Annotated in this window: 8 protein-coding genes; 7 read left to right on the top strand and 1 reads right to left on the bottom strand. The window is 59.7% G+C overall.

Annotated features, from left to right (window positions below; all coding sequences use genetic code 11):
• Window positions 1-126: 126 nt before the first annotated feature.
• From QMX84_RS08200 to QMX84_RS08175, 6 genes are all read left to right on the top strand, one after another.
• Window positions 127-567, top strand: a complete 441-nt coding sequence (locus QMX84_RS08200; RefSeq protein WP_282363553.1) for a DUF411 domain-containing protein — start codon at window positions 127-129, stop codon at window positions 565-567.
• 357 nt (window positions 568-924) lie between these two features.
• Window positions 925-2493: a glycogen synthase GlgA gene (glgA, locus tag QMX84_RS08195; RefSeq protein ID WP_282363552.1), complete on the top strand. Its 1569-nt coding sequence runs from the start codon at window positions 925-927 to the stop codon at window positions 2491-2493.
• 65 nt (window positions 2494-2558) lie between these two features.
• Window positions 2559-4640 carry a 4-alpha-glucanotransferase gene (gene malQ / locus QMX84_RS08190; protein WP_282363551.1) on the top strand — a complete coding sequence of 694 codons (2082 nt, stop codon included), beginning with the start codon at window positions 2559-2561 and terminating at the stop codon, window positions 4638-4640.
• Between the two features lie 17 nt (window positions 4641-4657).
• A complete protein-coding gene (locus QMX84_RS08185) occupies window positions 4658-4891 on the top strand; it encodes a DUF2934 domain-containing protein (protein ID WP_048368964.1) in 234 nt (77 codons plus the stop codon).
• A gap of 78 nt (window positions 4892-4969) precedes the next feature.
• A complete protein-coding gene (glgX, locus tag QMX84_RS08180; protein WP_262126177.1) occupies window positions 4970-7117 on the top strand; it encodes a glycogen debranching protein GlgX in 2148 nt (715 codons plus the stop codon).
• A 139-nt stretch (window positions 7118-7256) separates the two neighbouring features.
• Window positions 7257-8057, top strand: a complete 801-nt coding sequence (locus tag QMX84_RS08175; RefSeq protein ID WP_282363550.1) for an endonuclease/exonuclease/phosphatase family protein — start codon at window positions 7257-7259, stop codon at window positions 8055-8057.
• An 80-nt stretch (window positions 8058-8137) separates the two neighbouring features.
• Here the strand turns inward: QMX84_RS08175 and glgB are convergent, their stop codons facing one another.
• Window positions 8138-10363 carry a 1,4-alpha-glucan branching protein GlgB gene (glgB, locus tag QMX84_RS08170; RefSeq protein WP_282363549.1) on the bottom strand — a complete coding sequence of 742 codons (2226 nt, stop codon included), beginning with the start codon at window positions 10361-10363 and terminating at the stop codon, window positions 8138-8140.
• A gap of 492 nt (window positions 10364-10855) precedes the next feature.
• Here glgB and ccoG point away from each other — a divergent pair, with 492 nt between their 5' ends.
• Window positions 10856-12277 carry a cytochrome c oxidase accessory protein CcoG gene (gene ccoG, locus QMX84_RS08165; protein WP_262126174.1) on the top strand — a complete coding sequence of 474 codons (1422 nt, stop codon included), beginning with the start codon at window positions 10856-10858 and terminating at the stop codon, window positions 12275-12277.
• Window positions 12278-12368: the final 91 nt, after the last annotated feature.

Below are 12368 nucleotides of genomic sequence, written 5' to 3'. Positions count from 1 at the left end.
GAGTGGGCATGTTACATCAGCGTGTTTGTGCCTAAAGTGTCGGCACCTGACAAAACTGTCATCTGAACATCAGTTGCCTGACAGCCCGCACCGTCCAGGCTGAGTTATTTCATCAAGAGGTTATCAATGAAGAACCCGTTACGTATTTTTGCGCTTTCCACACTCTTTATTACGTCATTCGCCAACGCTGCTGAACAACTGACCATGGACGTACACCGCGATGCCAACTGCGGTTGCTGCAAGGCCTGGATCTCGCACCTGCAAGCCAATGGCATCAAGGTCAATGACCACGTTGAAGACGACATGAGCCGCGTCAAACACGCGCTCGGTGTACAACCACGGCTGGCTTCGTGCCACACCGGGGTGATCAACGGTAAATTCGTTGAAGGTCACGTGCCGGCCGAACAGGTGATTGCCCTGGGCAAGCGTCATGATTTGAAAGGTATTGCGGTTCCGGGCATGCCTATGGGCTCGCCAGGCATGGAAATGGGCGATCGCAAAGACGCTTTCCAGGTGATTGGCTTGCGCAACGACGGCCGTGATGAAGTGGTTGCCGAATACCCGTAACCCCCACATAAGCCTGCAGGAGCGAGCGCGGTTTTTTGAGCTCTAAAGCTCGCTCCTGCTGTTTGTCTGAAAATTCCTCATTACCCAATATTCTTGCAATCTCGCCTAGCCCCTTGCGGCATCTCTCCTACACTCATCGCTGTCGTGTATACGACACGCGACGTCGTTTTAAACAAAGCGAACCTTCTACCCCTCTGACAGGTCAACCTGATACAGGGCTGCCTGCTTGGTGCATTCCTTGCAGCACTTTTTTCACCTTCTGCGCCTTTGGCCAAGGTGACCTTTATCAATCTGAAAGCGGAGGCTGACTGGCCCCAAGGCCGATAGCAGCTCAAATAAGTACAACGGGAGAGAGTCATGATCAGTGCTGCTGCTCCACATCAAGACGAACGGCTAAATCCGCCAGCGGCGTCTTCGATCACGCTCTCCGGGTTGGCACCTGCGGGTAAGGCTGTACCGCCAGTGGTGAATACCAACCCCAATAAAAAGAAAGTCCTGTTCGTGACCTCCGAACTGGCAGACCTGGTCAAAACCGGTGGCCTGGGCGATGTCTCAGCCGCCCTGCCCCGGGCCATGCGCCATTTGCACGATGTGCGGGTGTTGATCCCCGGCTATCGGCAAGTGCTGCACAGCGATAACCCGATCCACATCATTGGTGAACTCGGCGGTCATGCCGCGCTGCCACCGTGCAAAATCGGGCGTATGGACCTCGCAGACGGCTTGGTCATCTATGTGCTGATTTGCCCGGAACTGTACGAGCGCGAGGGCACGCCCTACGGCGCCAATAATGGCCGTGACTGGCCCGACAATCACATCCGTTTTGCCCGCCTGGGCCTGGCCGCCGCTGATATCGCCGCCAACCTGGCGCAGATCCACTGGCAGCCCGATTTGGTGCACGCCCACGATTGGCCAGCCGGCCTGGCCCCGGCTTATATGCACTGGCGCGGCCAACGCACGCCCACGCTGTTTACCATTCACAACCTGGCCTACCAAGGCGTATTCAGCCGTGCGTGCTGCCCGGAATTGGGCATCCCACCCCATGCCCTGCAACAGGACGGCATGGAGTTTTACGGCAAGCTGTCGTATCTCAAGGCAGGCATGGCGTATGCCAGCCACATCACCACTGTCAGCGCGACCTATGCTCAGGAAATCACTACCCCGGCCTTTGGCTGCGGGCTGGATGGCTTTTTGGCCAGCAAGACCCAGCAAGGTTTGCTCAGCGGCATCCCCAACGGCATCGACGACACGTGGGAAGCCTCGACCGATCCGCATCTCGTCGCGCCGTTCAGCATCGGTGACTGGGAAGGCCGGGCGGTCAATACCGCTTACGTGCGCGACTTGTTTGGCCTGCAACCGTCTGCCGGGCCTTTGTTCGCCGTGGTGTCGCGGCTGGTCTATCAAAAGGGCCTGGACCTGACGGAAGCCGTGGCCGATTTCATCGTCGCCTCGGGCGGGCAGATCTGCATCATTGGTCGCGGCGAGCCCGAAGAAGAACAGGCCATGCGTGAACTGGGGCTGCGCTTTCCAGGGCAAATCGGCGTACGCATCGGCTTCAACGAGGCCGACGCCCGACGCATGTTCGCCGGCAGTGACTTTTTATTGATGCCCTCGCGCTATGAGCCCTGCGGCCTGAGCCAGATGTACGCGCAACGCTTTGGTTCGCTGCCGGTGGCGCGCAATACCGGCGGTTTGGCCGACACCATTGAAAATGGCGTCACCGGCTTTTTGTTCGATGAGTCCACCGTCGAAAGCTACACCGAGGCCCTGACCCGCGCCTTCAAGGTCTTTGCCTTCCCCGAGCTGATGAACGCCATGCGTTGCCGTGCAATGGCGGCACCGTTCAATTGGTGCAACGCCGTGGAGCCCTACGCCGAGCTTTATGAACGCCTGGTGGCGCAGTCCATGGTGCGTACCAGCAAGTTTTAGCACCGCAACACCCTGATTTGCACGACGTTCGATAGCCACTCGCCAGACTTCAAGGGAGCCCGCCAATGAGCGAAGCGCAATTGGAAATACTCGCCGGCCGAGCCGGACTGGCCGTTGACTGGATTGATGCCAACGGCCAACCGCAAAGGGTTACACAACCGGTGCTGGAAGCCATTCTGGCCGGTTTGGGGCTGCCAGCCGACAGCCCTGAGGCCATTGAAACCAGCTTGCTCAACTTGCAGCTGGAGCAACAAAACAAACGTTTGCCGCCTTTGCTCACCGCTGACGTGGGCAAGGCGCTGGACCTGTCGCGGTATTTCCACGCCCACAGCCATTGCACGGTGTACCTGGAAAACGGCGGCTCCCTGCCCATCCAGCTGGACGCCGATGCCATGCTGCCGGGCATGATTCCTGTCGGTTATCACCGGGTGCAGGGCGAGGAACAGCTCTTTACCTTGGCCGTGGCACCGGCCAAATGCTTCAGCATTGCCGATGCCCTGCAACAGTCAACGCCCAGAACCTGGGGCTTGAGCGTGCAGCTGTATTCATTGCGCCGCGCCGGTGATGGCGGTTTCGGCGATACCCGGGCGCTTGAAGTGCTGCTCCAGGCCGCCGGGGAACGGGGTGCCGACGCATTGGCCATCAGCCCGCTGCATGCCATGTTCAGCAGCGCGCCGAAACACTACAGCCCGTACTCGCCCTCCAGCCGTCTGTTTCTTAACTGCCTGTACGCAACACCCGCAAGTATTCTGGGCGGCGATGCCGTCGACCGGGCAATTGAAGCCACAGGGCTAAAAGACGAATTTGAGCGCCTTGAGCAGTTGCCGCTGATCGACTGGCCTGCAGCGACCCACGCCAAGCAAACGTTGCTGCGCCAGCTCTACGAAGACTTCATCAGCGAAGACTCGCCACTGCTCAGTGATTTCCAGCGCTTTCGCGACATCGGCGGCGAAGCACTGGAGAACCACTGCCGCTTCGAGGCCTTGCAAGCGGTCAGCGCCGCCGAACAGCGCAGCCTCGACTGGCGCGACTGGCCCGAGCAGCTACGCAACCCGGACAGCCCGGCCCTGCTGCGCTTTGCCGAAGAACACCAGCACCTCATCACCTACTACGCGTTCTGCCAGTGGCTGATCGCGCAAACCCTCGACCGCGCGCAAGCCACGGCGCGGGCCAGCGGCATGGCCATCGGTTTGATCGCCGACCTGGCGGTGGGCGCCGATGGCGCGGGCAGCCAGGCCTGGTGTCGCCAGGACGAACTGCTGGCGCAATTGACGGTGGGCGCCCCGCCCGACTTGCTCAACCGCGCAGGGCAAGGCTGGGGCATCTCGGCTTTCTCGCCCGAGGGCCTGAAACGCAGCGGCTTCCGCGCCTTTATCGAAATGCTGCGCGCCAACTTTGCCCATGCCGGTGGCCTGCGCATCGACCATGTACTGGGGCTGCAACGCTTGTGGGTCATCCCGCTGGGCGCCTCGCCCGATCAGGGCGCTTATTTGTATTACCCGGTGGATGACCTGCTGCGTTTGGTCGCTCTGGAGTCGGTGCGCCATCAAGCCATCGTCTTGGGTGAAGACTTGGGTACGGTCCCTGAAGGCCTGCGTGAAAAGCTCAGCGAACGGGCCATTCTCGGCATGCGCGTGTTGTTGTTCGAGCAGGACTACGGCGCGCACTTCAAGCCCATTCTGGCCTGGCCGGATGACGCCCTCGCCACCACCAGCACCCATGACCTGCCAACGCTCAACGGCTGGCTGCAAGGCCGCGACATTGACTGGAACGAGCGCCTTAACCTGATCGATCCGGTCACCGCCAATGACTGGCGGCGTAACCGCCAACGTGAATGCGAAGGGCTGGACCGCGCATTGCGCCAAGACCCGCAGAATTTTCAGGAAGAAGCCCTGGGCAACGCCCCCACGCTGGACGCGAGCATCCGTTTTCTCGGCCACACCCGCGCACCATTGGTACTGCTGCCCATCGAAGATGCATTGGGCCTGGAAGAACAGGCCAACCTGCCCGGCACCGTCAGCGGCCACCCCAACTGGTGCCGCCGCTTGCCGGGAGATTGCAACACCCTGCTGGACACCCTGGATGCAACGCGGCGCTTCGAGTTACTCGCCTGCGCACGTTTGCAGGCCCATGAACGAGACCGATAAACCGAGGAGCCATTGCCATGAGTCACGACGATAAGCGTATCCGTGAGTTTGCCTACCAGATCTGGGAGTCCGAAGGCAGGCCTGATGGCCAACATGATCGGCACTGGGAAATGGCCCGCAAGCTGGCCCAGGCCGAAGCATTGGCACCGACTAAACCGGCGCCGAAAGCGGCCAAACCCAAAGCGCCAGCCAAGCCCAAACCCCCTGCCGAGAAAAAGCCGCGGGCGCCACGTAAACCTGCGGGGTCTTGAAGCCATCGGCAGTGAACGCGATGGATTATGCACGGCGTTGAGAAACGCCTGAGTACCGGCACTTATCAAGGAGCGACCATGAGCACGAGCACGTCAGCAGCACCGCAGCCCTCACGCATTCGAGAAGGTCTGCCCTTCCCGCTGGGGGCAACCTGGGATGGACTGGGGGTCAATTTCGCGCTGTTTTCCGCCAACGCCACCAAGGTTGAACTGTGTCTGTTCGACGCTGCGGGTGAAGTCGAACTGGAACGCATCGAACTGCCCGAATACACCGACGAAACCTTCCATGGCTACCTGCCCGATGCACACCCGGGGCAGGTCTACGGCTATCGCGTGTACGGCCCGTACGATCCCGAAAACGGCCACCGTTTCAACCACCATAAATTGCTCATCGACCCCTATGCCAAGCAATTGGTGGGCGAACTCAAATGGTCCGAAGCACTGTTTGGCTACACCATCGGCCACCCGGATGCCGACCTGAGTTTTGACGAGCGCGACAGCGCGCCCTTTGTGCCCAAGTGCAAAGTCATCGACCCTGCCCACACCTGGGGCCATGACCACCGCATCAGCGTGCCGTGGGAGCGCACGATTTTCTACGAAACCCATGTACGCGGTATCAGCATGCACCACCCGGCGGTGCCCGAGGCGGTGCGCGGGACCTTTGCCGGGCTGATGGTCGATGAGGTGATCAAACATATTCGCAACCTGGGCGTGACCAGTGTCGAGCTGCTACCGATCCACGGTTTCGTCAATGATCAGCACCTGCTGCAAAAAGGCATGACCAACTACTGGGGCTACAACACCCTGAGCTTTTTCGCGCCCGACCCGCGCTACCTGGCCAGCGGCAAAATTGCCGAGTTCAAGGAAATGGTCGCGCACCTGCATGAAGCCGGGCTGGAAGTGATTCTGGACGTGGTTTACAACCACACCGCCGAGGGCAATGAACAAGGCCCGACCCTGTCCATGCGCGGCATCGACAACGCCTCTTATTACCGGCTGATGCCCGATGACAAGCGCTTCTATATCAACGATTCGGGCACCGGCAACACCCTGGACCTGAGCCACCCGTGCGTCTTGCAGATGGTCACCGACTCGCTGCGCTACTGGGCCGGCGAGATGCACGTCGATGGCTTCCGGTTCGATCTGGCTACCATTCTGGGCCGTTATCACGATGGTTTTGATGAGCGCCACAGCTTTCTGGTGGCCTGCCGCCAGGACCCGCTGCTGCGTCAGGTAAAGCTGATTGCCGAGCCGTGGGACTGCGGCCCCGGTGGCTATCAGGTCGGCGGCTTCCCGCCGGGCTGGGCTGAGTGGAATGACCGCTTTCGCGACAATGTGCGGGCGTTCTGGAAAGGCGATGAAGGGCAATTGGCCGAGTTTGCCGGGCGCATGACCGCCTCTGCCGACCTGTTCAACCGACGCGGACGCCGTCCTTATACGTCCGTCAACTTTATTACCGCCCACGACGGCTTCACCCTCAACGATCTGGTGTCGTACAACGACAAGCACAACGAAGCCAACGACGAAAACAACCAGGACGGCAGCAATAACAACCTGTCATGGAACCACGGTGTCGAAGGCCCCACCGACGACCCCGAGATCAACGCGCTGCGCCAGCGCCAGATGCGCAACTTCATGGCCACCTTGTTACTGGCCCAGGGCACGCCCATGCTGGTGGCGGGTGACGAGTTCGCCCGCACCCAGCACGGCAACAACAATGCGTATTGCCAGGACAGCGAAATCGGCTGGGTCAACTGGGAACTGGACGAGCCCGCCAAAACGCTGCTGGCCTTTGTCAAACGCCTGATCAAGCTGCGCCTGCACTACCCGATCTTGCGGCGCGGGGTGTTTCTGGTGGGTCATAGCAGCGAACAGCCCGGGGTCAAGGACGTCACCTGGCTCACCCCGGCGGGTAATGAGATGACCACCCAAGACTGGGAAGACCCGCAAAACCGTTGCCTGGGCATGCTGCTCGATGGCCGCACACAAATCTCCGGCGTACAGAAATCCGGGGCCGACGCCACCTTGCTGATCATCGTCAATGCGGGCCACGACACCCTCGACTTCAACTTGCCCGCAGTCGACCATGGGGGCAGTTGGGTGTGCAAACTCGACACCACCGACCCTGAACTCAAAAGCTCGCCCGCCCTGGCGTTCAACACGCCCTACAGCGTGACCGGCCGCTCATTGGTGCTGCTTGAACTGCAACACGCCAAGGCGTCTTAAAAACCGTCAGCCACGCCCGTGCCAGACACGTGCGTGGCTAATTACGCAAAGCTTGATAAACATCAGTCACGTCCCCATTCCTTAAGCTATAACCCTGTGATTGACATGCGGCATGCCGCCTAAAAGGACAGGAGCGACCATGACCATAGATGTAGTCGGCAACACTCGGGCGCCCATAGCCTCGGTACCCGAGACTGCCGTGCACCGAATCAAAGTACTGACCGTCAACACCCACAAGGGCTTCACCGCGTTCAACCGCCGCTTCATCCTGCCTGAGCTGCGCGAAGCAGTGCGCAGCACATCAGCGGACCTGGTGTTTTTGCAAGAAGTGCTCGGTGAGCATGAAAAACATGCCTCGCGCTATGAAGAGTGGCCGAAAACCTCGCAGTACGAATTTCTCGCCGACAGCATGTGGACCGACTTTGCCTACGGCCGCAATGCGGTGTACCCGAACGGGCATCACGGCAATGCACTGCTGTCCAAATATCCGATCAAATCGTCGCGCAACCTCGACGTTTCAATCACCGGCCCTGAACGGCGCGGCTTGCTGCATTGCGTGCTGGACGTACCGGGGCATGACAACGTGCATGCGATCTGTGTGCATTTGAGCTTGCTCGAAAGCCATCGCCAGCTACAAATCGTACTGCTTCACCAACTGCTCAAGTCCCTGCCGCCCCATGAGCCGGTGATCATTGCCGGTGATTTCAATGACTGGAAGCTGCAAGGCAATGCCGCTCTCTCGCAGCGTGATGATCTGCATGAAGTGTTTGAGCGCCATCACGGGCAATTGGCCAAGACCTATCCGGCGCGCTGGCCTTTGTTAAGGCTTGACCGGATCTACCTGCGCAATGCCACCGGGCATGAACCCATCATTCTGGGCAACAAGCCCTGGACGCACCTGTCGGACCATTTGCCGCTGGCGGTTGAAGTGCATTTGTAAACCGGGACCTACCCTCGCGATCTTTTAACAATCAAAAGATCGCGAGGCAAGCTCGCTCCTACAGAGGGCAACGCGAGTTTTTACTCAGCCCGCAGTATCAACACCCCCAACGGCGGCAGGTTCAGGGCCAGTGACACTTCCTGGCCGTGGCTCGGTTGCGGGTCTGTGTTCACGCCGCCGCCATTGCCGTAGTTGGACCCCGAATAGACCCCGGCGTCGCTGTTGATGATCTCGTGCCAGGTCCCGGCCTCGGGTACGCCCACGCGGTAGGCTTCACGGGGTACGGGGGTGAAGTTGGCGACGACCAGCACCGGCTTGCCGGCTTTGCTCCAGCGCAACCAGGCGAAGACGCTGTTGGTCGCATCGTCACCAATCAACCATTGAAACCCCTGCGGCACGTCGTCCTGCTCATGCAGCGCCGGCTCTTCGCGGTAGAGCTGGTTGAGGTCACTGACCAGTTTCTGCACACCCCGGTGTTCAGGGTATTGCAGCAAGTACCAGTCCAGTTGCTGATCATGGTTCCACTCGCGCCACTGGCCGAACTCGCAGCCCATAAACAGCAGTTTTTTGCCCGGATGCGCCCACATAAAGCTCAAGTAAGCCCGCAGGTTGGCAAACTTCTGCCAGCGGTCTCCGGGCATTTTGTCGATCAGTGAATGTTTGCCGTGTACCACTTCGTCGTGGGAAATCGGCAGGATGAAATGCTCGTGCCAGGCGTACACCAGGCCAAAGCTCAACTCGTTGTGGTGGTGCGCCCGATACACCGGGTCTTGCTGGATGTAATGCAGCGAGTCATGCATCCAGCCCATGTTCCATTTGTACGAGAATCCCAGGCCGCCCTGCTCGGTCCCTTGGGTAACGCCGGGCCAGGCCGTTGACTCTTCGGCAATGACCAGCGCGCCGGGGACTTCCAGCGCGACCACGTCGTTGAGGTGGCGCAAAAAGTCGATCGCTTCGAGGTTTTCCCGGCCGCCGTGAATATTCGGCACCCACTCGCCAGCCTTGCGCGAATAGTCGCGGTACAGCATCGAGGCCACCGCATCGACCCGCAAACCGTCAACGTGATAATGCTTGAGCCAGTGCAAAGCCGAAGCCAGCATAAAACCGTGCACTTCAGTGCGACCCAGGTTGTAGATCAAGGTGTTCCAGTCTTGATGGAAACCTTCACGGGGGTCGGCATATTCATACAGCGCGGTGCCGTCAAACTGCGCCAGGCCGTGGGTGTCATTGGGGAAGTGCGCGGGCACCCAATCCAGAATCACCCCGATCCCGGCCACGTGGCAGGCATTCACAAAAGCACCGAAATCTTCTGGCGAGCCGTACCGGGCGCTGGGGGCGAACTGCGACAACGGCTGATAGCCCCACGACCCGCCAAACGGGTGTTCCATGATCGGCATCAGTTCGATGTGGGTAAAACCCAACTGCTGCACGTAAGGGATCAAGCGCTCGGCCAACTCGCGCCAGCCGTACTGACGCGACACATCCCCCACGTCATCGACTTCACACTGCCACGAGCCCACGTGCAGCTCATAAATAGACAAGGCGGCGTCGGTGCGCTGATGCCGGGCACGGGCGTGCATCCAGTTAGCGTCCTGCCAGTCAATGTTCAAGGGCGCCGCCACGATGGACGCGGTGAGCGGCGGCAGTTGGGTCTGCAGCGCCATGGGATCGGCCTTTAACGGCAGGATGCCCTCGGCCCCCAGTATTTCGTATTTGTACGCTTCACCGGCCAGCAAACGCGGCACAAACAGTTCCCATACCCCGCTCGGATGGCGCAAGCGCATCGGGTGACGGCGTCCGTCCCAGCCGTTGAAATCACCGACCACCGACACCCGCCGCGCATTCGGCGCCCACACCGCGAAACGCACGCCTGGCACACCGTCAACGTGGGTCAGTTGCGCGCCCAGGCAATGGCTCAAATCACGATGATTGCCTTCTGCGAACAAATACAGATCCATCTCACCCAGCAACGGGCCAAAACTGTAGGGATCTTCACTGATTTGCTGAACATCGCCCCAATCGACTTGCAACAGATACGCCTGCGCCTGAGCAAAATGCCCCACAAACAAGCCCGGCGTTTGAGCCTGCTCAAGGCTGCCCAGCAGCGCTTGACCCTCGCGCGCCAGCACCTGAACACTCACCGCCCCAGGCAGAAACGCCCGAATAAACTGACCGCCTTTGCCATCCGCATGCGGGCCCAAGACTGAAAACGGGTCCGGATGCTCGGCCCGGACCAGTGCTTGAATGTCCGCAATCTCGGGTAACAGCGCATCCTTACCCCCACCAGCCTGTCCACTCGAACTCATGCTGCTCTCCGTACGCTAAAGGTTTCGCATGACGCTGCATGCCGCTGAACCATCCCCTGAGCTGTACCTACAACTCGCAGTCAGTTCCTAGCCTAGTCGTGGTTGGCGTATCTGTATCGCCCGGCGCTCGACCTGCGTTGGATAACACCTCGCGCCAGCGGTGTCATGGCAAAACACTTGCAACTCTTATACCCATACTGCGTGCAGGGTTACGAGCGCAACGCCAGGGTTAAAGTTCAAACCATTGGGCGGAGCCTGAAGCCCATGCCGTTGATCGGTGGCTTCAGTGCACGTGATCAAGATCAGTTCATCTGACAGGTGCCCTGCCCGTACATGTCACGCAATTCAGGACCTGAACCCGCTGCGGTAGAGTGCCGCAGCCTGCCAAAAAACCATTCTGATCTGCTTTTTATTAAGTCAGCTGAGCCTGTTATGCAAACAGTTGGCGGGGGATAGTGCCTTGGCCTGATGGAGGCTGATGAGCGAAAGACCATGAGCAGACACATTCCCGTGCAGAGACTTGAACCTGTTGCAGCGTCGCCTGGCCGCGCTGCACCGAGAAAAAACAAGCCTGCCGACGCACAGATCCACACCCGCAGTTTTACCGGGCTGTTCCGTTCGATTCGAATCGCGGGCAGCGGCTTTTTGTTTTTACTGTTTTTCGGCACGGTCTGGTTGCATTGGGATGGCCGTCAGGCGGTGCTTTGGGACTTGTCCGAGAGCAAGTTCCATATTTTCGGCGCGACGTTCTGGCCGCAGGATTTCATCTTGCTGTCAGCGCTGTTGATCATCGCGGCCTTTGGCCTGTTTGCGATCACGGTGTTTGCAGGCCGGGTGTGGTGCGGCTACACCTGCCCGCAAAGCATCTGGACTTGGCTGTTTATGTGGTGCGAAAAAATCACAGAAGGCGACCGAAACCAACGCATCAAACTGCAGGCCGCGCCCTGGCGCATCAACAAGATTGCCCGGCGCACGGCTAAACACGCACTGTGGCTGGCGATCAGTGTGATGACCGCGCTGACCTTCGTCGGCTATTTCACCCCCATCCGGCCGCTGGCCACCGAGTTGCTGACCCTGGAAATAGCCGGCATCAGTTTGTTCTGGGTGGTGTTTTTTAGCGGTGCCACTTACCTCAGCGCCGGCTGGTTGCGTGAAGCGGTGTGCATGCACATGTGCCCGTATGCACGCTTTCAGAGCGTGATGTTTGATAAAGACACCCTGGCAATTGCCTATGACGCCCGCCGTGGCGAGAGCCGAGGCCCGCGCAAACGCGGGGTTGAACCGGCGCAGGCCGGGCTCGGCGACTGCATTGATTGCACAATGTGCGTGCAAGTGTGCCCGACCGGGATCGATATCCGCGACGGCTTGCAGATGGAATGCATTGGCTGCGCCGCCTGTGTCGATGCCTGTGATTCGGTGATGGACAAAATGGGCTATGCCCGCGGCCTGGTGCGTTACACCTCTGAACATGAATTGCAGGGCGGCAAAACCCACCTGCTGCGGCCCCGGCTGATTGGCTACGCTGCGGTGCTGGTGGTCATGATCGGCGCCTTGGTCATTGCCTTGAATCAACGTTCGATGGTGTCACTGGACGTGATCAAAGACCGGGGCTTGTTCCGCGAGAACAGCCTGGGCCAGATCGAGAACATTTACAGCCTCAAGATCATCAACAAAACCCAGCAGCCACAGCACTACCGGGTGGCGCTGCAACAGGGCGATGACTTCCAGTTAAACGGCAAAACCGAGCTGACCCTGGCCCCCGGTGAGATTGCTGAAGTGCCCGTGTCTGTCGCGTTATTGGCCGAACGACCAAAAAGCAGCTCGCAGACCCTTGAGTTTGTGGTCACCGACACCGCAGACCCCGGCGTGCGCAGCGTGGCCCAAAGCCGGTTTGTTGCACCGATAAATCGTTAAATAACACATTCTCCTGTGGGAGCGGGCTTGCTCGCGATAGCATCGACGCGGTCATTCCGGCAAACCGCGTCGTTAACATCGCGAGCAAGCC

It is taken from the genome of Pseudomonas sp. PS01297 (assembly GCF_029959305.1).
GTDB classification, from domain to species: Bacteria; Pseudomonadota; Gammaproteobacteria; order Pseudomonadales; family Pseudomonadaceae; genus Aquipseudomonas; species Aquipseudomonas helleri.
This window is presented reverse-complemented; position numbering and strand designations above follow the sequence as displayed.

Coding starts and splice junctions, on each gene's coding strand:
- QMX84_RS08200 (WP_282363553.1), top strand. CDS start 127: ATGAAGAACCCGTTACGTATTTTTGCGCTTTCCACACTCTTTATTACG.
- glgA (WP_282363552.1), top strand. CDS start 925: ATGATCAGTGCTGCTGCTCCACATCAAGACGAACGGCTAAATCCGCCA.
- malQ (WP_282363551.1), top strand. CDS start 2,559: ATGAGCGAAGCGCAATTGGAAATACTCGCCGGCCGAGCCGGACTGGCC.
- QMX84_RS08185 (WP_048368964.1), top strand. CDS start 4,658: ATGAGTCACGACGATAAGCGTATCCGTGAGTTTGCCTACCAGATCTGG.
- glgX (WP_262126177.1), top strand. CDS start 4,970: ATGAGCACGAGCACGTCAGCAGCACCGCAGCCCTCACGCATTCGAGAA.
- QMX84_RS08175 (WP_282363550.1), top strand. CDS start 7,257: ATGACCATAGATGTAGTCGGCAACACTCGGGCGCCCATAGCCTCGGTA.
- glgB (WP_282363549.1), bottom strand. CDS start 10,363: ATGAGTTCGAGTGGACAGGCTGGTGGGGGTAAGGATGCGCTGTTACCC.
- ccoG (WP_262126174.1), top strand. CDS start 10,856: ATGAGCAGACACATTCCCGTGCAGAGACTTGAACCTGTTGCAGCGTCG.